A 19,247-nucleotide genomic window follows, 5' to 3' on the forward strand; every position below is an offset into this window, starting at 1 on the left:
ATTACTAGAGTTTCAGCTCCTTGATCAGTTGCAGAATGTCTTCATGGTGAGTCTTGGTGGCGACCTTGTCCATCACATGTTTGAGACGCCCATCCTTGCCAATGATGAAGCTGGTGCGGAGGATGCCCATGAACTCCCGGCCCATGAATTTCTTCAGGCCCCAGGCGCCATACTTTTCTGCAACAGCATGATCCTCATCCGACAGCAAGGTAAAGTTGAGGTCCTGCTTGTCGATAAACTTGCCCAGGCGTGCCACCGGATCCGGACTTACGCCCAGCACCACCGTGTCCGCCTTCGCCAGCGCTTTCTGACTGTCGCGAATACCACAGGCCTGCACCGTGCAACCCGGAGTCATGGCCTTCGGATAGAAGTACAACACCACGTTCTTCTTGTCACGGAACTGCTTCAGGGTGACGGTCTTGCCGTCCTGGTCTGGCAGGGAAAACGCCGGTGCCAGATTACCAATCTTGGGAAATGCCATTGCCTGTTCTCCTTGTGCCTGTATCTGTGCTGATCGTCCGGGCTCGCTACCCCCGGGGTCGCCTGCGCTCTATCGCCGATACCCGTACCGGGAACTGACCGGTGACGACATCGGCAAAGTACTCTTTCAGGGTTTCGCGGATGACCGGAAACGCAATTTCGTCCCAGGGAATCTCATCCTCGCGAAACAAGCCAGTCTCGGTGCTTTCCGGGCCCACGCCATAGGCACCCTCCACCAGTGCGCAGCGGTAGAACATGTAGACCTGACTGATATGGGGAACGTCAAAGATGCGATACAACTCGAGGTCACTGACCCGCGCCCTGGCTTCCTCCCAGGTTTCACGGGCCGCGCCCTGTACCGTGGTCTCGCCATTTTCCATAAAACCCGCGGGCAGAGTCCAATAATCGCGGCGGGGCTCAATCGCGCGCTTGCACAACAACACTTTACCTTCGTAGACCGGCAGGCAACCTACAATCACTCGGGGATTGATGTAGTGGATAGCCTCACAGGAAACACAGACAAAGCGCTGGCGGTCATCCCCCTCCGGGATGCGCAGGTTGACCTCGGCGCCACAACTGGTACAGAAATTGATCACATCCACTGTTCGACTTCGACCTCGTCAAGCCAGCGCGCGGTAGGCGCCGCTGTAGAAAAGCAGCGGCTCGCCCTCGGGGCGAACGTGCATGGCGTCGACACGGGCCACGATAATCACGTGGTCACCGCCCGGGTGGACGGTGTCCAGGCTACACTCGAAGCTGACCAGCGCGTCGTTGATAATGGGTGCTCCGCCATGCTCGCCCGGAGTAAAATGCTCGGGATCCAGCAGGTGATCGCCCTTGCGCGCGTAGCGCGAGGACAGTTCCTGCTGATTGCCCGCGAGCACATTGATCGCAAAGTTTTTGGCCCCGGAATAAACTGCAAAGACATCCGAGTTGCTCTGCAGGCTCCACAGCACCAGCGGCGGATCCAGCGACACGGAGCTGAACGAATTCGCTGTCAGCGCCAGGGGCTCCCCTTCCTCCGTTACCGTGGTAATCAGGCACACGCCGGTCGCAAAGCGACCCAGGGCATTGCGCAGCTCACGTCCATCCAGTTCCATGCCTTAATCCCCTTGTAATACTGTTGTCGAACGAAATCGGTTCACCGGCCACCACCCGCGGACGGCTGCCAGCGAGCAGCGCGCTCAGCATCACTGTCGCGGGCTTCGACCCAGGCCGCACCCATCGGCCCATGCTCCTTTTTCCAGAACGGCGCCCTGGTTTTGAGAAAATCCATAACAAAGTCGCAGGCAACAAAGGCCTCGGACCGGTGCACGGCACTGACGCCGACCCAGACAATCGGCTCACCCGGCGACAGGCGCCCCACCCGATGTACAATCGCGGCAGCCAGCAGAGGCCAGCGCGCCGCCGCATCCTCCAGAATCGCCAACAGGCTGCGTTCGGTCATGCCCGGGTAGTGTTCCAGCTCAAGACAAGTCACGGCCGCTTCGCCCTCGCCGCCGCGAACATGGCCCGTAAAAGTCACCACGGCCCCGCTGTGGACACTCACCAGCGACTGTTGCAACGCCCCGGGATCGAAGACCTGTTCCTGTATCTGCGCCCGCAGCGTCCCCGGAGCCATCGCTCAACCGCCGGTCACGGGTGGAAAAAACGCCACCTCATCGCCCGACTGCAGGGCGGTTGCCGGCTCCGCAACCTGCTGGTTCACCGCGACCACCAGGTTGGGCTGCCCGAGGGCGGATTGCCACTGCGGCCCACGCTGCTGCAGTGTCGCCAGCAGTGCCTCCACACTGTCACAGGCTCTTGACCAGGGCAGCTCAATGCTGCCGCAATCGAGCTCCTCACGCACCCGCGCAAAAAACAGAATCCGCAGCATCAGGCCGCGCCACCCTCGCGCTGCCAGTCTCCCGACTTGCCGCCGCGTTTCTCCGCCAGGCCGATGTCGCTGATCACCATGCCGCGGTCGACGGCCTTGCACATGTCGTAGATCGTCAGGGCCGCGACCGACGCTGCCGTCAGGGCCTCCATTTCCACCCCGGTCCTGCCTTCCAGTCGGCAGCGTGCGGAGATGTGCACCGTGCTGGTGTCGGCGTCGAGTGCAAAATCCACGTCGACACTGCTCAGCATCAGGGGATGGCACAGGGGGATCAGTTCCGAGCACTTCTTGGCGGCCTGGATGCCGGCGATACGGGCCACGGTCAGCACATCACCCTTGGCATGCGCCCCCGCTTGCAGCAGACGCATGGTCTCGGGCTGCATGCATACCCGTGCTGTCGCCACTGCCTCGCGCTGCGTTTCGGGCTTGCCCCCCACATCCACCATGCGGGCGGTGCCCGAGGCGTCCAGATGTGTCAGTTCAGCCATTGCCTGTCATTCCCCTGTCGCCGGTTACAGCCGCGAGAGTGTATCCAATCAGCTGCCGGATTAACACCTGCGCTGAGCGCTTGTGCCAGCCAGCGTGGCCGCTTTGGCGCCTTGCCGCATCCCCTGAATCGGTTAGAGTAGGCGCAAAGTGCACCATAATATCTACTCAAAGGACACAAGGCATGAGCAAACTTTCTCTGGGACTGCAACTCGGCTACTGGGGCGCGCAGCCACCGCCGAACCTGGTGGCACTGGCCCAGGAAGCGGAGCGGCTGGACTTTGACTCGGTGTGGGTCGCGGAGTCCTGGGGCAACGACTGCTTCACTCCGCTGGCCTGGATCGGCAGCCAGACCACACGCATCCGCCTGGGCACCGCCGTGGCCCAACTTTCCGCCCGCACCCCTGCCGCCTGCGCGATGGCCGCCCTGGCACTGGATCACCTGTCCGGTGGGCGCATGATCCTGGGGCTGGGAGTCTCCGGGCCGCAGGTGGTGGAGGGCTGGTACGGCGCGCCCTACAGCAAGCCGGTGACCCGAACCCGCGACTACGTCGACATTATCCGCCAGGTGCTGGCGCGGCAGGCACCGGTGACCAGCGACAGCGAGTTCTATCCCCTGCCCTATCACGGTCCCGGCGCCTGGGGCATGGGTAAACCGCTGAAATCCATCGTCCATCCGCTGCGGGCCGACCTGCCGATCTTCATAGGCGCCGAGGGCCCGAAAAACGTCGAGCAGACCGCGGAAATCGCCGATGGCTGGCTGCCCCTCTACTACTCCCCCTACCGGCAGGAGGTCTACGCCGACCAGCTGCGCAACGCCAAACCCGGCTTCGAGATTCCCGCCCTGGTACTGTGCAACATCAATGACAACCTGGAAGAGGCGTTGTATCCGGTCAAGGCCATGCTGGGGTTCTATATCGGCGGCATGGGCTCGAAGGCGCGCAACTTCCACAAGGAACTGATGGCGCGGATGGGCTTCGCCGATGAGGCCGAGCAGATCCAGGAGCTGTTCTTTGCCGGCAAACGCGACGAGGCCATCGCCCTGGTGCCGGACCAGTTTGCCGACGAGATTTCCCTCTGTGGCCCCAGGGACCGTATCCGGGAAAAAATCCGCGACTGGGAAAATTCGCCGGTCACCAGCCTGCTGATCAACGGCGACAGCACACTGCTGCGGGACATGGCGGAGCTCGTTCTTTGACCTGAATCGAACAGCGGGTATATTGGCGGGACATAAAAACACAGGGAAGAGCCAGCGTGAGCCAGACGGCACAGGATTACTCGGCCGGTTACAAGCGTTTTGTCCTGGTCATGTTGACCATTGTCTACGCCTTCAACTTCATCGACCGGCAGATTCTGGTGATCCTGCAGGAACCGATCAAGGCCGACATGGGACTGTCGGACGCCCAGTTGGGGTTGCTGAGTGGCTTCAGTTTTGCCCTGATCTATGTCTGTGCAGGTATTCCTATCGCCTACTGGGCTGATCGCGGCAACCGCCGCAATATCGTCTCCCTGGCGCTGGCAGTGTGGAGCGGCATGACCGCGCTCTCGGGCTTTGTGCAGAATTACGGCCAGCTGCTGGCGGCGCGCATCGGTGTCGGCCTCGGCGAGGCGGGTGGCAGCCCGCCCGCGCACTCCATGATCAGCGACTATTTTCCCCCGGAGCAGCGCGGACGTGCCCTGTCGTTCTACTCCATGGGTATCTACGTCGGCATCCTGTTTGGCTTCGCCTTCGGCGGCATGATTGCCGAAGCCTTTGGCTGGCGCATGGCGTTCCTGGTGGTGGGCATCCCCGGCGTGCTCTTTGCCGTGGTACTCCGATTCACGGTACAGGAACCCATACGGGGGCGCTGGGACACGGCGGCAGAGACCGCACACAGGCCAAGCTTCGCCGAAACCATGTCGGTGCTGAAGCAGCTGCCATCGTTCTGGTATATCGCTTTTGGCTGTTCACTGATGGCTTTTGTCGGCTACGGAGTCGGCAACTTTTTTCCTTCCTTCCTGATCCGCAACCACGGCCTCAGCATTGCCCAGGTCGGGGTGGTGCTGGCGCTGGTATCCGGCATTGGCGGCGCCGCGGGCACCTACCTCGGAGGCTATCTCGGCGATCGTTTTGGTGCCCGCGATGCGCGCTGGTACCTCTGGGTTCCCATGTACGGTGGCCTCATCGCTTTCGGCCCCTATTTGTATGTGCTGCTGACAGACAACACTACGCACCTGCTGATCATTCTGATCTTCACCAACATTCTTACCGCGCTGTACCTCGGCCCGAGTATCGCCATGTCTCACGCCCTGGTACCGCCGTCCATGCGCGCCCTGACCTCCGCCATCCTGTTCTTTGTCCTGAACATGATCGGCCTCGGCCTCGGCCCCTTTCTGACCGGTCTGACCAGTGACCTGCTGGCACCGCGCTTTGGCGACCAGAGCCTGCGCTACGCGATGGTGCTGGCATCCATGACCGGGCTGGTGGCAATTGCGCTGTTCTATGTCGGAGCGCGCAAGCTGCCGGCTGACCTGGCCAAACGCAAGAGTGACCGCGATGGCCTGGCGGTGGTGTGAACCTGCGCCACGGGCGCAGAAAACTGCATGGCGGACGAAAGCCTATAGGAGCCATCCATCGTGACCAGGGCAGCCGTTTCACAGGCAGCCCTGGACCAGGCCCGTCGAGACAATCTCGGCCACAGGCTGGTGGCACTCGCCGATGATTTTTCCGGCAGGATGCTGGCTGCCTACCACCGGCACGGCTATACCGACATCAGGCCCGTCCATGGGTCGGTCTTGCGCAATCTCGAACTCAGTGGCACCCGGCTTACCGTTCTCGCTGCTCGCGCTGGCATCACTCACAGAGCCATGGCCAAACTGGTTGCGAATGTGGAGGCCATGGGGCTTATCCAGCAGCGACGCGACCCCAAGGATGCGCGGGCGCGACTGATCAGCTATACCCCAGAAGGTCTGCAGTTGCTGCAGCAGTCAAGCGCAATCATTGAAGGCATCTACCGGGTGTATTCCAGGATTGTGGGCGCCGAGGCATTGCAAGCCCTTGAGCTGAGGCTCTACGAATTCCTGACAGCGCTCGATATTGAGATTGCTATCAGTGGCCAGCAGGCCCTGCACTCCGTACGTCCGGAGAAGCCTCGCAACAACAGAAAGACTTATGTCTCCCACAACATCGGCCGTTATCTACAGCTGCTGGGGGATGATTACCACCGCCGATGTGCCCATATCATGGAGACGACGGGACACACCGGCGTTCGCATCGACCATCTCGCCGTGGTCAGCCACTTGAGTCTGACCGGCATGACCCTGTCGCAACTATCTGAATCAGCGGGTATTTCACTGCAGGCAACGGGAAAACAGGTCACCTCACTGCAACGCCTGGGGTATGTCACTGTCACGGTAGACCCTCGGGACAAGCGGGTGCGTCAGGTCGCTTTCAGCGTTCAAGGCCACGCCTTCATTGCCGCCTTGCTGGCCGCTTTCGCCAATATTGAAACAGACTACCGCAGTATTGTCGGTCGGCGTACGCTTCAGGACTTGCAGGAAAGCCTCGCGCATGCCGCCCATGCTCTCGATCTCAGCGTCCCGCTGTCCAGCCCGGCAAGGCTTTGAGGCATACGACGGCCATCTGCATGGAAACAAGCCACCACAGAACACACGACTTGCAATATCCGATACCTTGCTTACTATTAATTTCAGCTGCATGCCAATGGTTCGATCGCGGGCCGACAGTTCAGCAAGGCGGAGACAATAACAATGAACGTGACCACTCCCGGCCTCGGTCGCAAGCGCCAAAGTGCCTTATGTCTGCTGCTGGCAAGCCTTCTTGCGTCCACCACAGGCACCAGCATGGCGGCAGATCCGGCTCCGGTGGTTGCCGTCCAGCAAGCACCGGCAGACGCACCAAACATCGTGGTAATACTGCTGGACGACGCCGGTTTTGGGGCCGCAAGTACCTTTGGTGGCCCCGCCCACACTCCCACACTTGAGCGACTTGCCCGCTCTGGTCTCCGTTACAACCGTTTTCATACAACAGCGCTGTGCTCACCCACGCGAGCCTCCCTGCTCACCGGCCGCGACTCCCATGTCGCCAACGTCGGCGCAGTGATCAACTCTTCCAATGCCTATCCCGGCTACCAGGGTGTATTGCAACCCGAAACCGCAACCATTGCCGAAATCTTGCGCAATAACGGCTACAGCACGGCCTTGTTCGGCAAATGGCATCTGGTACCAGACTGGGAAGCTTCGCCAATCGGGCCATTCGAGCGTTGGCCCGTAGGCCAGGGCTTCGAAAAGTTCTATGGCTTCCTCGGCGGCGAGACCGATCAGTTTGAGCCCACGCTGTATGAAGGCACTACCGCGGTGCGTCGCCCGTCGGGAGAAAGCTACCACCTGACCGAGGATCTGGCGGAACAGGCCGTGCGCTGGATGAAGTTGCAAAACTCCCTGGCACCCGAAAGGCCGTTTTTCCTCTATTTCGCGCCCGGCGCCACACACGCGCCGCTGCAGGTACCTGAACCCTGGATCAGCCGCTATCGTGGCCAGTTCACTCAGGGGTGGGACAGGCTGCGGGAGGAGACTTTTCGACGCCAGAAAGCACTCGGGGTCATTCCCGCCGATGCTCGCCTGACGGCGCGGCACGAGGGCATAAAAGCCTGGGATGACCTTGGCAGTGAGGAACAGATCGTCGCCTCCCGCATGATGGAAGTCTTCTCCGGTTTCCTGAGTCACACCGATACCCAGGTGGGCCGGATAGTGGATGCCCTGCAAGCCCTCAACCTGTTTGACAATACCCTGTTCATCTACCTGGTCGGCGACAACGGCGGCGAGGGTGCCGCCGGCAACGAGGGGAGCACCAATTATCTGGGCGCGCTGCAAGGCATGCAGGAACCGATCGCGCGACAGCTCAGGCAACTCGACGACATCGGCGGGCCCAACAGTTTTGCCCTGTACCCGGCGGGTTGGGCCTGGGCGACCAATACCCCTTTCCCCTGGGTCAAGCAGGTTGCCTCCCATCTGGGCGGAACCCGGACGCCGATGGTTGTCAGTTGGCCACAGCGTATACACGACCAGGGCGGGCTGCGCAGCCAGTTCTCGCATGTCAATGATATTGCTCCCACCGTTCTCGACGCTGCGGGCCTGTCTCTGCCTGAGATGGTCAATGGCGTCCGGCAAATTCCCATGGATGGTGCCAGCCTTCTGCCGAGCTTTGCCGACCCCGAAGCGCCGGAGCACAAGCAGACCCAGTATTTCGAAGTCCACGGCCATCGATCGATCTATCACCAAGGCTGGCTGGCGTCGGCGCGCCACAGCATGCTGCCCTGGGAGGTCGGCTTGCCGGTGTCTCCCACGCCCTTCGAAGACGATGTCTGGGAGCTCTACCATCTGGAACAGGATTTCAGCCAAAGCAGGGATCTCGCACAGGCACATCCCGACAAGTTACGCACGCTGCAAGAGCAGTTCCACAATGAAGCAAAACGCGTCGGAATCCTGCCGCTTCGCAACGCACTGGCGGTTCGCGGTAACGCGCCCCTGCCCAGCCTGCGGGGCAATCGCGAGCACTTTACTTTCTACGAGGGCGCGATCGCAATTCCCGAAAGTGGTGCGCCGGGCATGGCCAATCGTTCCTGGATCCTCCGGGCCCAAGTAGTTGTTTCCGCGGAAGGCAACGAGTTTGCAGAGGGTGTGATTGCCACCCTGGGCGCCACCGGCAGCGGCTGGTCGCTTTACCTGGACGCAGACAGTCGGCCGGTGTTCGAGTACCGGGTATTCGAAGTCGCGAAGTTCAGCATCGCCGGGCAAGAACCGTTGCCACCGGGTGAGCACCAGCTGACGCTCGTGTTCGACTATGACGGAGGCGGTTACGGCCGGGGCGGGCAATTTACCCTGAAGCTGGCTGACGGGATCCTGGGCCAGCAGCGGACACCCGCCACGCCACCCGGATTCTATTCCATTGACGAGACCTTCGATATAGGCGTAGACACTGGCTCGCCGGCGGGAAACTATCCCCCGGACGCTGCCGTTGGCTTCCCGCTCACAGGCGCGCGAATCGGTCGCGTTGAGATCGAGCTGCGATAACGGGCTGAACATCTGAACCATCCTTGGCGGTCTGCTCGCTGCACTTGCAATATACGGTACCTGGTTTACTATTTACAGGTGTGTGCGATGTCCGCTTTGGTGATTGCCGGGATGTCTCACGACGATTCCTGTTTGACCTGATCGACCGGAGACTGATGCGATGAATAAGAGATATAACAAGCTCAAGCATTCCCTGACCCTGGCCAGCTGCTGCCTCGCTGCGGCCCCGAGCCTGGCCCAACAAGACGCGACTGCACGTACCCAGATGCTGGAGGAAGTCGTTGTTACCGCACAAAAGCGCCAGGAGAGTCTGCAGGAGACCCCGATAGCAGTCTCGGCCTTCGACATAGGGGCGTTGCAACAGATAGGCGTCGGGGAGCCCGGCGATGTCGCCCTGTACACGCCCAACCTGGAAATCCGCAAACCGCCGGGCAGCTCCGACAACTATGGCTACAGCATGCGCGGCATGTCCTCTACCGATCCTTCGCTGTTGACCGAACCCACCGTGGGTCTATACGCCGACGGCGTCTACATCGCACGCATTTCCGGGGCCTCTTTCGACACGGTCAACCTCGAGCGCATAGAAGTCTTGCGCGGCCCCCAGGGAACCCTGTACGGCCGCAACGCCATTGGTGGCGCAATAAACCTCATAACCCGCAAACCCGGCGAAGAATTCGGTTTCAGGCAGAAGCTTTCCGCGGGCAATTACGACTACCTCCGCAGCGAGACTTCGCTGGACACGGGCAAGCACGGGGACTTTGCCGCAACCGTCTCATACACCCATTGGAGCCGGGAAGGCTGGCTCGACAACTCCGAGGCAGACAACAAACTGGGGGAGACCCAAAAGTCCGAAGCGGCGCGGTTCGCGCTACGGTGGCAGCCCAACGATACTCTGACCGCGGACTACGTGTTCGACTACTCGGACCGCGACAGCAACGGGGCCATTGTCCAGCTGGTCCATATCAGGCCTTTCCAGGCGGGCCTCGGCGGCCCGATCTATGCCCAGGCCGCGGCGGTGGCGTCGCCCCGGCGCCAGGATAGCCTGCCCATGCCGTTCTCGGACTCAGCGGCCAACTGGTCCACCATCAAGGGCCACGCACTCACAGTGGAATGGGCCAGTGACAGCTTTACCCTGAAATCCATCACCGCCCATCGCGACTGGGATTCGGGAACAACCGAAAACGAATACGGCAGCTTTCCTTCCGACGGGGTCAATGTGCTGGACGGGAGGGGCGGCGTCATTCCAGCAGGAGACTTCGTCCCCCTGTTCATCGCCAGCCGCGACAGCAGACAGGACCAGTTCACTCAGGAATTCCAGATGCTGGGCACGGCCCTGAGTGACCGCCTGCAGTACACTCTGGGGCTCTACTACTTCGAGGAAGAAACCTACGAGGACAACCCGCAGTCCTTCGTTTTGCCCGCCATTTTCGCCTACGGTGGACTGGATCAGGGAACCCAGTCCTTCCTCTGCCAGGACCCGACCTTCGCCAACCCACTGGCCTGTTTTGGCAAGGATACCTTGCTCGGAACGCCAGTATTTGTCTACGGCTCGGACAACGACTCGGTAGCGGCCTACAGCCAGCTGACCTACGCGGTCAACGAACAGGTGGATGTCACGGTGGGACTCCGTTATACCCGCGACAACAAGACCTCCTTTCTGCGCAATTCGAACATTCAGCGCAATGAGGGCATAGAGGAGGTCATTGGCGATGACTCATGGTCCAATGTAACCCCGGCGGTCACCGTCCGCTACGCGCCGAGTGACACCCTGAATACCTATTTCACCCTCTCCCGCGGCTTCCGCTCGGGCGGCTTCAACGCCCGTGCCGCAAGCTCCAGCGCCTTCGCCACGCCTTTTGATGAGGAGAACGTAACCTCCTACGAATTGGGGGTGAAGTCCGACCTGTGGCAGCAAAAGCTGCGCCTCAACGCAGCCCTGTTCCACTATGTCTATGAGGACAAGCAGGTCACCCAGTTCGAGGCGGGCTCTGGCGGCGCCTCTTCCATCATTGCCAATGCCGGCAAGACAGAGGCTCTGGGAGTGGAGATTGAGGCGACCCTGATTCCCGTCACCGGGCTGCTGCTCAAGGCCAGTTACGGCTTCATAGACAATGATATCAAGGAGTTCGAAACCACGCCCAGCAACCCGGTTACCGGTGTCGGGAGTGGCACGGAAAACGTCGACATTTCCGACATTGCAGAAACAATTCATACGCCGCGGCACAACGCCAGCCTGATCGCCGAATATACCTTCGAGCCTTTCTCTTTCGGTCAGCTGGTAGTGCAGGCGAATGCGTCCTACAACAGTGAACGCTACTTTCATCCCATCAACAACCTGTACGACTCGGCTGGCAAGCAGACGCTGATCAATGCCCGCGCCAGCCTGACAAATATTGAGGTCGGAGCCGGTTCGCTGCGCGTTTCCGCCTGGGGCAAGAACCTGGCGGACAAGGGCTACCGCGAATGGGGGATTGATTTCGGAGCACTTGGCTTCGCCACCGACTCGTTCATTCTGCCGCGCATGTACGGGCTGGATGTCGTCTACGAGTTTTAACTACACAACCACGGAGTGCAGACATGCGGGTAAGCAACAACCCCATCAACACCGAAGAACAGCGCCAGCATGAATTGCTGGCGCTGAGCTACTATCAACACCCGGAGGTTGTCGCCGCCCGCCAGCGGGTGCGCGAGTTCTGGCTCGAGCACGCAGCTCCCGGTGCGACCATGCGCAGCTGCTTCGACTGGGCCTTCGAGGAAGTGATGTTCGGCGCCACTGTCTGGGCTCTCAACCAGGACCCGCTGTATCCGAAGGTCATTACCATCAGCCGGCTACCCCATCACCTCGCGGGCCGTGACATTCCCGGCAGCCGCTGGGGTATCGACAACCCCGACTCGATCTACCGGGTGATACCCGTGCACCATGAATATCGTTATCTGATCCGGGGCAGGGTCGCAGAGCAACGCCTGGTGGAAAACTACTTCACCCTATGGGGGCCGGAAATGCAAACCCTCGGCCTGCTCGATGGCAAGGATCTGGCAGTCGATGCCGAGGGGCGCTTCGAGATCACTGTGGATGCGAGCGCCGCGGATGGGCGTCGCAACCATGTGCAAACGCCCCCCGGCAGCCACGAATTCTATATTCGCGACGTGATTGCCAATTGGGGCTCGGATCGGGCCAACGAGCTGTCGATTGAAGTGCTGGAGCCCGCGCCGTCGCGTCAGCCTTTCAGCGAAGCGGAGAATCTGGACCGGATCAAGACCTACATGCAGCGCTGGGCGGAATCCACCGCGCGCTGGAACCGGCAGGCGATGGACGGGCCGGTCAATGCCTTCGAGTTCACCATTGACCGCGACAGCGACGGCGCCCTGCGCAACCAGATCTACATCATGGGCTATTTCCGCCTGCCTGATGCAGATACCGCCATGGTGCTGGACGTCAATCTCGGTGGCGCCGACTACTTCATCGCGCCCATCACCAACATCTGGGGCACCACCAACCAGATCACCGATCGTACTGGCTGCCTGAACCGGCACCAGTCCCGCGCCAATCCGGACGGGACCTACACCTTTGTCCTCAGCCTGCGGGACCCGGGTGTGCACAACTGGCTGGATCCTTCCGATCTCGACGAGGGTATCCTCACCCTGCGCTGGGCAGAGTTTGCCGGCGGCATCCCCGGCCCAGACCTTGGCGTGCGCCAGCGCCTGGTAGCCCACGAGCAGTTGCAACAGGAACTGAGCGGAGACCATCATTGGCTGACACCCGCGGAACGCTACCAGCAGCTGACCGCCAGGGCGCAGAGTTACGCCTGGCGTCTGGAGGAATAACATGCCTGCTTTAGAAAGTTCTGTCTGGCTGATCTCTGGCTGCTCCACCGGTTTTGGCCGGGAGATCGCGCTTGCCGCGCTGGAGGAAGGCGCCCTGGTCGCGGTGACCGCACGCAACCCGGCCTCGGTCGCGGATATCTGCGAGCGCTTTCCCGAGCAGGCAATTGCGCTGCAACTCGATGTCGGGTCTGCGGAGGATATTGCAGCCTGTGTCGCCGCCACGCTTGCCCGGTTTGGCCGCATCGATGCACTGGTCAACAATGCAGGCTACGGCTATGTGGCAGCCATCGAAGAAGGCGAGGAAGATGCGGTACGGGACCTGTTCGATGTCAATTTTTTTGGCGCCCTGGCGTTGACCCGTGCGGTGCTGCCGGTTATGCGGCGGCAGGGCAGTGGCCACATCATCAACAATTCCTCCCAGGCCGGCATCATGGCGAATCCTGGCACAGGCTATTACAGCGCCTCCAAGTACGCGCTCGAAGGCTTGATGGAGGCCCTGCAGAAAGAAGTGGCTCCTCTGGGCATCCGGGTGACCTCGGTGCAACCCGGCGCCTTCCGTACCGACTGGTCCGGCCGGTCCATGCAGCGCTCGGGCACAGTCATCGACGACTACCGGCAGGTACACGAGCGTCTGGACATGATTGCCGCCATTGATGGCAAGCAGCCGGGTGACCCGGTGCGGGCAGCGCGCATTTTTGTCGATCTGTACACTATGCCCGAACCACCGGCGCAGCTGGTACTGGGCGCCGGGGCACTGGCCACCTACCGCGACAAGCTGGCGCAGGTGAACGCCGGGCTGGATCGACTGGAAACACTCAGCACCGCGGCCGACTACCCCGTCGCTTGAGCCCCAGGCTGACCGATAACAACAAGAGGAGTCACGATGCAATCGATCAGACAGCGCCTGGGTGCCCTTGTTGCCGCGACCGCGCTCGCCACCACAGGCGCGGCTGCAGAGACACCCGCCGACAAGGCCAGCTATTCTCCCTGGCAGGATCAGGACTATCCCAACCAGGTATTCTGGGGCGACACCCACCTGCACACCTCCGTCTCTCTGGATGCCAACCTGTTTGGTGCCAGGGACCTGGGGCCGGAGCACGCCTACCGATTCGCCCGCGGCGAAACGGTAACCGCCAACAACGGCATGCAGGCGAAAATCAACCGGCCGCTGGATTTCCTGGTGGTGTCGGACCACGCGGAGTATTTGGGCATCATGCCCCTGATCCGTGCCGGCGAGCCGGCCATTCTCGAGAACGAGACCGCACGCAACTGGCTCAAGGTACTCGCGGCCGGTGATGCGATCGGCTTCGGGCGCATGATGCTGGACATCGGCGCCTCCTACGCCGCGGGCGAACCCCTGGTCACGCTGCCCGAGTCACTGCCCTCCCCCTGGGAGGAAAACAACCGCATTGCCGACGAGGCCAACACGCCCGGCGTGTTTACTGCTTTTGTCGGTTTCGAGTGGTCGGCAATGCCCGGCGGGGACAACCTGCACCGGGTGGTGGTGCTGCGCGATGGTGCCGACCGCGCCAACCAGGTTACGCCTTTTTCCGCCTTCGACAGCGATGATCCAGAGGCCCTCTGGCGTTATTTGTCGGACTATGAAATGAACACTGGCGGCCAGGCCCTGGCCATCCCCCACAACAGCAACCTGAGCGGCGGACTGATGTTCGCACCGACCGACTCCAGCGGCGCAGCGATAAACGCCGACTATGCCCGCGAACGCATCCGCTGGGAGCCGCTGATTGAAGTGACCCAGATCAAGGGCGACAGCGAGGCCCACCCGCTGCTCTCACCCACCGACGAATTCGCGGACTACGGCACCTGGGACCAGTTCAATATCGACATGAGCGAGGCCCAGCAGGAGAGCATGCAGCACTACCAGTACGCGCGCCCGGCCCTGCAGCTGGGGCTGAAACTGGAGCAGCAGTTGGGCATCAATCCCTTCCAGTTCGGGATGATCGGCAGCAGTGACTCCCACACGGCGCTGGCTGCGGTCGAGGAAGACAATTACTGGGGCAAGATGGTGACCCATGAACCGTCACCGGATCGCGCCAGCAAACTCTGGGGCATCCCGGAAGCGGAGATGAACAGTGCCATGCAGCTGGCATCGGGCTATGCCGCGGTCTGGGCGACGGAAAACACGCGGGAAGCCCTGTTCGACGCCATGCGCCGACGCGAGGCCTATGCCACCACAGGGCCGCGCATCCGGGTACGTTTCTTCGGCGGCTGGGACTACTCGGCGGACGATCTCGCCGGCCCCCACCCTGCCCTGCGCGGTTACCGGAAAGGCGTACCCATGGGCGGCGAGCTGCCGCCCGGCGCCGACGGCAAGGCACCTGTATTCATGCTCTCCGCGCTCAAGGAGCCGGACGGCGCCAATCTCGACCGGATCCAGGTGGTCAAGGGCTGGGTGGATCGCTGGGGCGAGCTCCGGGAAAGGGTATACGATGTGGCCTGGTCCGGTGAGCGCAACAGGAATGAGGCGGGCAAACTCGAGGCGGTCGGCGACACCGTCGATCGATCCAGCGCCAGCTACAGCAACAGCATTGGCGATGCGGAACTGGCGACGGTCTGGACTGATCCCGACTTTGATCCCACGCAGCCGGCCGTGTACTACGCCCGGGTACTTGAGATTCCGACCCCGCGCTGGACGCTGCACGACCAGGTGAGGATGGATGCCGACATACCACCTGATACCGCGCTGGTACACCAGGAACGCGCCTATACCTCACCGATCTGGTATCGGCCCGCACCTGGAAAAACCCCGCTCGAACCGGAGTGAATACCGTGTCCATTAGCAACCACGACTTGCCAGCGGGTCTCCTGAACTGGCTTGAAACCCTCGGCAAGGGACAGCTCAGCCGGCTGGAGCGCCATGTGGCACGGCGCGAAGCGTGGGTGGTGGACGTAACAGCGGCGGACGGAAGCGTCCTCGAAGGTTTTCTGCGCCTTGATCGACAGCCAGTCGCCGGCAGCAATGTATCCCTGCGGCGCGAAGCGGGGGTCTGCCGGGCGCTGATGCAGACCGCCATTCCGGTTCCCGCCTTGCTGGGCTGGAACGAGGCGCACCATGCCGCCCTCTTCAGCCGGGTACCGGGCAGCGCCGATCTGCCCGGTGTCGCCGACGAGGCGCAGCAGCGCAAGGTCATGGAGGATTTCATCGACATTATCGCGCGACTCCACCGCCTTGACCCCGACGATCTTGCCCTGGACGACTTGCTGGGACCCCGCCCCGGCAATGCGGCCGAGGCTGCGCTCGGCGATCTCGACGCGCAATTACAGCAGTTTGCCGGCTTTCTTGCAGATTATGAGGACCCGCTGCTCAGCTACGGCGTGGACTGGCTGCGCCGTTTCGTGCCGCAATCAGTGGCCCGGGTCTCACTCGTCCAGGGCGATACCGGGCCGGTCAATTTCATGTTCGAGGACGATCGCGTCACCGCGGTGGTGGACTGGGAATGGGGCCACTGGGGCGATCCCATGGAGGATCTGGGTAACATCTGCGTGCGCGAGTTCTGGAACCCCAGCGGCGGCCTGCAGGGCCTGTTCCGTCGCTACGAGACGGAATCCGGGATCCCCTATACTCGCGCCTCGGCCCGGTATTACCGGATCCAGCAAAACGTGCGCGGCATGATTCCGATTCATGCCGCCTGCGCCCAGCCCGGCCTGCGCGAATCGATGGCCTGGTACCTGTGCTATCGCTACGTCGGCGATCGCTCCACCTGCGAGGCGTTGGCTGATGCGATGGGGATCGCGCTGGAACGGCCGCAATTCCCGGACACTGAAAGCGGCCCCTCATCGACGCTGCTGCGCGCGGCCGCCACCAGCCTGCAGCGGGATGTATTGCCGGATGTGCAAACCCCGTTCGCACGCTCGCGGCTGGATGACGCCCGGGTGCTGGTCGATTGCGCAGAGCGGGAGCACCGCTTTGGCGAGGCCATCCGCGCCGCCAATGCGGCGGACATTGCCCGACTGCTCGGGCAGCAGCCCACTGACTACGCCCGCGCAAAGACCCGGCTACTGGATGCCATGAAGGAACGGCGCATTGCCGATGAACCACTGCTGCAATACCTGGCGCGCAAGGCCTGGCGGGACGAATGGCTGTATCAGCCAGCGGCGTCCCTGTACCCGGAGCGCAACTGGTCGGCACTGGACTGAGCCGCGCTGCGCCCCGGTACCTGCTCAGCTTTTGGCAGCGGCCTCGAGCTTGGCCAGCATATCGGCGTAAATACCCTCCAGCATGGCCTGGCCATCGGCTTCCGGAATACCCTCGGGCTTGGCCTCACAGCGCCAGTGGGCCAGGGTCCTGTCGCCGTTGTCCAGTGACTTGAGTTCAACCGAGGCGCGGTATTCGCTGACCGGCATCGGCATCTTCGGAATGGTGTAGCTGAACGACCGGCTTGCAGGGTCCATGGTTTCCAGAATCTCGTCGATCGGGTCCATGCCGGTCATGTGGATGCGCCGGGTCATGCCAATGCCGCTGCCGATAACCTCGATCCTCTCCCAGCCGGGATACCAGTCCAGGTTGCCAAAATTTTCCAGCAATTCCCAAACCTTGCTCACGGGAGCGTCCAGCTCCTTTTCAATGTTGACCTTGATCATCGGACAGTTTCCTCGCTTGGATGGTTGGTTTTCAGGTTATCTGCTTTGGCGCGACTCGCTTCCTGCCCGGCGCGGATCAGTCGCCCCGGCAGCGCCCCGGTGGGGACGCCATCTGCCATGATGACCTCTCCGGAAACGATCGTGTAGCGGTAGCCGCTGGCACCCTGGAACACCCGGCGGCCCCCGGCCGGCAAATCGTAAATCACCCTGGGAGTCTCGATCGCCAGGTGCTCCAGGTCGATGATATTGATATCGGCCTTCATGCCCGGCTCCAGGGTGCCACGGTCGGCGAAGCCCATGCAGCGCGCGGTATCCCGGGTATGCATGCTGACGGCCTCCTCAAGCCCGAAACAGGCGCCGCGCTTGCGGTCCCGCACCAGGTAACTGAGCAGCCAGGTGGGAATACTGGCGTCGGACAGAACACCGCAGTGGGCGCCGGTATCCGCCAGGCTGATCACCGCGTTCTCGTCCGCCAGCATCTGCATCTGTCGGTCCAGGTTGCGGTTGTCGTAGCCGAACAACGGACAGTACAGCATGCGCTTGCCGTCGTTTTCCAGCAGCGCGTCGTAGGCAAACTCGGCGGGGGTAACGCCGGCCTGCTGCGCCCGGAAGGCAATGCTGTCCTCCAGGGTGGGCTCATAGTCGGGGTGATCGCCCAGCACGTAGAGGTTGTCGAAACCGGTGGCGATCTTGTCCATGATGTCGTGGCCCAGGTGCGGCGGTGACTCCGTCACGATGGCCCGACGCACCGCCGGATCGCGCAGCTGCTGCAGGCGCGCCTCCGGATCCAGCCCGGCCAGGGGCGCCCAGGCCTGGTGGAACATGAAGGGATTGACCGTGCCCTCCCAGCCCATGAGGATATTGACCGGGCGCGCACCGACATGGGGAATCAGGCGCGCGCCCTCGGCGCGGGCGTCCTGCACAAACTGCAGCTGCTTGAGCACCCGCGGCCAGTCGGCCTCGGTACGGTAGAACAGGACAAAATTCACCTGGCAGTTGTTGTCGATGGAGAGGCGCTTCATCCACGCCATCTCCTCCTCCCAGTTGCTGAAATCCGACACCAGCCCGTAGATGCCCTGGCCGGTCTCGCCGATCACCTTGCCTATGCCCAGCAGTTCACCGGCGTCGGCATAGGTACCGGGCATCACTTCGCCGTTACGCGTGGTGTGCAGCTGGGTGCGTGAGGTGGTAAAGCCCACCGCTCCGGCAACAAGACCATCGCGGACGATCGCTGCCATCTGCGCGATGTCTTCCTCGGTGGCGGGCTCGTTGTTCACACCCCGCTCGCCCATCACGTAGGTGCGCACCGCGCAGTGTGGCACCTGGGCGCCGACATCGATGGCTCGGGGCATGCGATCCAGCGCATCCAGATATTCGGGAAAACTCTCCCACTCCCAGGTAATACCCTCCGCCAGGGCGGCGCCGGGGATATCTTCCACATCCTCCATCACCTCGATCATGCGCCGGCGCTCGGCATCATCCGCTTTGCAGGGCGCGAAGCCGACACCGCAGTTGCCCATCACCAGGGTGGTAATGCCGTGGTTGGAAGCCGGGCTGCAATACGGGTCCCAGGTGGCCTGGCCGTCCATGTGCGAATGGGTATCGACCCAGCCTGGCGCTACCAGCAGGCCCTCGGCATCAATCACGCGGCGGGCGTCCCCGGACACCTCGCCGACAGCAGCAATACGGCCATCAACGATGGCCACATTGCCCGCATAGACCGGTCGACCAGTACCGTCAACAATTTTCCCGTTACAAATCAGCAGATCGTACAAAGGGCTATCCTCCGGAATTTGCTTATCATTCTTGTACTCACCAGACTAGAGCAATCAATCCCCGCTGGAAAGTTTCCCGCTCCGGGAATCACCTCAGAGGCTGCGGAATCAGCCACTGGTCCAGCCAGTTA

17 protein-coding genes are annotated in these 19,247 nt (G+C 62.0%); 9 read left to right on the forward strand and 8 right to left on the reverse strand.

The window, feature by feature from the left end; translation table 11 throughout:
* Positions 1–4 precede the first annotated feature (4 nt).
* The 6 genes from bcp to moaC are packed head-to-tail and all read right to left on the reverse strand — an operon-like array spanning position 5 to position 2,844.
* Positions 5–481: a thioredoxin-dependent thiol peroxidase gene (gene bcp / locus RLO07_RS17220; RefSeq protein WP_462293371.1), complete on the reverse strand. Its 477-nt coding sequence runs from the start codon at positions 479–481 to the stop codon at positions 5–7.
* A gap of 46 nt (positions 482–527) precedes the next feature.
* Positions 528–1,073, reverse strand: coding sequence for an NUDIX hydrolase (locus RLO07_RS17225; RefSeq protein ID WP_462293506.1), 546 nt, complete (start codon positions 1,071–1,073; stop codon positions 528–530).
* 27 nt (positions 1,074–1,100) lie between these two features.
* Positions 1,101–1,580 (reverse strand): flavin reductase family protein, encoded by a 480-nt coding sequence (locus RLO07_RS17230; protein WP_462293372.1) that lies wholly within the window; start codon positions 1,578–1,580, stop codon positions 1,101–1,103.
* A gap of 41 nt (positions 1,581–1,621) precedes the next feature.
* Positions 1,622–2,101: a molybdenum cofactor biosynthesis protein MoaE gene (locus RLO07_RS17235; RefSeq protein WP_462293373.1), complete on the reverse strand. Its 480-nt coding sequence runs from the start codon at positions 2,099–2,101 to the stop codon at positions 1,622–1,624.
* A 3-nt stretch (positions 2,102–2,104) separates the two neighbouring features.
* Positions 2,105–2,356 (reverse strand): molybdopterin converting factor subunit 1, encoded by a 252-nt coding sequence (moaD, locus tag RLO07_RS17240; RefSeq protein ID WP_462293374.1) that lies wholly within the window; start codon positions 2,354–2,356, stop codon positions 2,105–2,107.
* Entirely contained in the window at positions 2,356–2,844 is a 489-nt protein-coding gene (gene moaC, locus RLO07_RS17245) for a cyclic pyranopterin monophosphate synthase MoaC (RefSeq protein WP_462293375.1), read from the reverse strand. The genes moaD and moaC overlap by 1 nt, the downstream gene beginning before the upstream one ends.
* A gap of 182 nt (positions 2,845–3,026) precedes the next feature.
* On the opposite strand from moaC, the gene RLO07_RS17250 reads away from it, so the two are divergent.
* From RLO07_RS17250 to RLO07_RS17290, 9 genes are all read left to right on the forward strand, one after another.
* Positions 3,027–4,040, forward strand: coding sequence for an LLM class F420-dependent oxidoreductase (locus RLO07_RS17250; RefSeq protein ID WP_462293376.1), 1,014 nt, complete (start codon positions 3,027–3,029; stop codon positions 4,038–4,040).
* Positions 4,041–4,096: 56 nt separating this feature from the next.
* Positions 4,097–5,398, forward strand: a complete 1,302-nt coding sequence (locus RLO07_RS17255) for a spinster family MFS transporter (RefSeq protein WP_462293377.1) — start codon at positions 4,097–4,099, stop codon at positions 5,396–5,398.
* Between the two features lie 60 nt (positions 5,399–5,458).
* Positions 5,459–6,448 (forward strand): MarR family transcriptional regulator, encoded by a 990-nt coding sequence (locus RLO07_RS17260; protein WP_462293378.1) that lies wholly within the window; start codon positions 5,459–5,461, stop codon positions 6,446–6,448.
* Positions 6,449–6,592: 144 nt separating this feature from the next.
* Positions 6,593–8,914 carry an arylsulfatase gene (locus RLO07_RS17265; RefSeq protein ID WP_462293379.1) on the forward strand — a complete coding sequence of 774 codons (2,322 nt, stop codon included), beginning with the start codon at positions 6,593–6,595 and terminating at the stop codon, positions 8,912–8,914.
* Between the two features lie 160 nt (positions 8,915–9,074).
* A complete protein-coding gene (locus RLO07_RS17270) occupies positions 9,075–11,468 on the forward strand; it encodes a TonB-dependent receptor (RefSeq protein ID WP_462293380.1) in 2,394 nt (797 codons plus the stop codon).
* A 23-nt stretch (positions 11,469–11,491) separates the two neighbouring features.
* Positions 11,492–12,739 (forward strand): hypothetical protein, encoded by a 1,248-nt coding sequence (locus RLO07_RS17275; RefSeq protein WP_462293381.1) that lies wholly within the window; start codon positions 11,492–11,494, stop codon positions 12,737–12,739.
* A 1-nt stretch (position 12,740) separates the two neighbouring features.
* Positions 12,741–13,586: an oxidoreductase gene (locus tag RLO07_RS17280; protein ID WP_462293382.1), complete on the forward strand. Its 846-nt coding sequence runs from the start codon at positions 12,741–12,743 to the stop codon at positions 13,584–13,586.
* Between the two features lie 36 nt (positions 13,587–13,622).
* The gene (locus RLO07_RS17285) at positions 13,623–15,524 is read left to right on the forward strand and encodes a DUF3604 domain-containing protein (RefSeq protein WP_462293383.1); all 1,902 of its coding nucleotides are present in this window, start codon (positions 13,623–13,625) and stop codon (positions 15,522–15,524) included.
* A 5-nt stretch (positions 15,525–15,529) separates the two neighbouring features.
* Positions 15,530–16,897 carry a phosphotransferase gene (locus tag RLO07_RS17290; RefSeq protein WP_462293384.1) on the forward strand — a complete coding sequence of 456 codons (1,368 nt, stop codon included), beginning with the start codon at positions 15,530–15,532 and terminating at the stop codon, positions 16,895–16,897.
* A 24-nt stretch (positions 16,898–16,921) separates the two neighbouring features.
* Here the strand turns inward: RLO07_RS17290 and RLO07_RS17295 are convergent, their stop codons facing one another.
* Together RLO07_RS17295 and RLO07_RS17300 are read right to left on the reverse strand one after the other, a co-directional pair.
* The gene (locus RLO07_RS17295) at positions 16,922–17,341 is read right to left on the reverse strand and encodes an SRPBCC family protein (protein WP_462293385.1); all 420 of its coding nucleotides are present in this window, start codon (positions 17,339–17,341) and stop codon (positions 16,922–16,924) included.
* Positions 17,338–19,116, reverse strand: a complete 1,779-nt coding sequence (locus tag RLO07_RS17300; RefSeq protein WP_462293386.1) for an N-acyl-D-amino-acid deacylase family protein — start codon at positions 19,114–19,116, stop codon at positions 17,338–17,340. The genes RLO07_RS17295 and RLO07_RS17300 overlap by 4 nt, the downstream gene beginning before the upstream one ends.
* Positions 19,117–19,247 lie beyond the last annotated feature (131 nt).

Origin of the sequence: Haliea sp. (genome assembly GCF_040221975.1) — a bacterium.
In the GTDB taxonomy this organism is placed as follows: Bacteria; Pseudomonadota; Gammaproteobacteria; order Pseudomonadales; family Halieaceae; genus Haliea.

Bases quoted from the DNA above. Each gene is read 5' to 3' on its own strand.
- RLO07_RS17230 (WP_462293372.1), bottom strand. From the start codon at position 1,580: ATGGAACTGGATGGACGTGAGCTGCGCAATGCCCTGGGTCGCTTTGCG.
- RLO07_RS17280 (WP_462293382.1), top strand. From the start codon at position 12,741: ATGCCTGCTTTAGAAAGTTCTGTCTGGCTGATCTCTGGCTGCTCCACC.
- RLO07_RS17295 (WP_462293385.1), bottom strand. From the start codon at position 17,341: ATGATCAAGGTCAACATTGAAAAGGAGCTGGACGCTCCCGTGAGCAAG.
- RLO07_RS17275 (WP_462293381.1), top strand. From the start codon at position 11,492: ATGCGGGTAAGCAACAACCCCATCAACACCGAAGAACAGCGCCAGCAT.
- RLO07_RS17250 (WP_462293376.1), top strand. From the start codon at position 3,027: ATGAGCAAACTTTCTCTGGGACTGCAACTCGGCTACTGGGGCGCGCAG.
- bcp (WP_462293371.1), bottom strand. From the start codon at position 481: ATGGCATTTCCCAAGATTGGTAATCTGGCACCGGCGTTTTCCCTGCCA.
- RLO07_RS17265 (WP_462293379.1), top strand. From the start codon at position 6,593: ATGAACGTGACCACTCCCGGCCTCGGTCGCAAGCGCCAAAGTGCCTTA.
- moaD (WP_462293374.1), bottom strand. From the start codon at position 2,356: ATGCTGCGGATTCTGTTTTTTGCGCGGGTGCGTGAGGAGCTCGATTGC.
- RLO07_RS17235 (WP_462293373.1), bottom strand. From the start codon at position 2,101: ATGGCTCCGGGGACGCTGCGGGCGCAGATACAGGAACAGGTCTTCGAT.
- RLO07_RS17270 (WP_462293380.1), top strand. From the start codon at position 9,075: ATGAATAAGAGATATAACAAGCTCAAGCATTCCCTGACCCTGGCCAGC.
- moaC (WP_462293375.1), bottom strand. From the start codon at position 2,844: ATGGCTGAACTGACACATCTGGACGCCTCGGGCACCGCCCGCATGGTG.
- RLO07_RS17285 (WP_462293383.1), top strand. From the start codon at position 13,623: ATGCAATCGATCAGACAGCGCCTGGGTGCCCTTGTTGCCGCGACCGCG.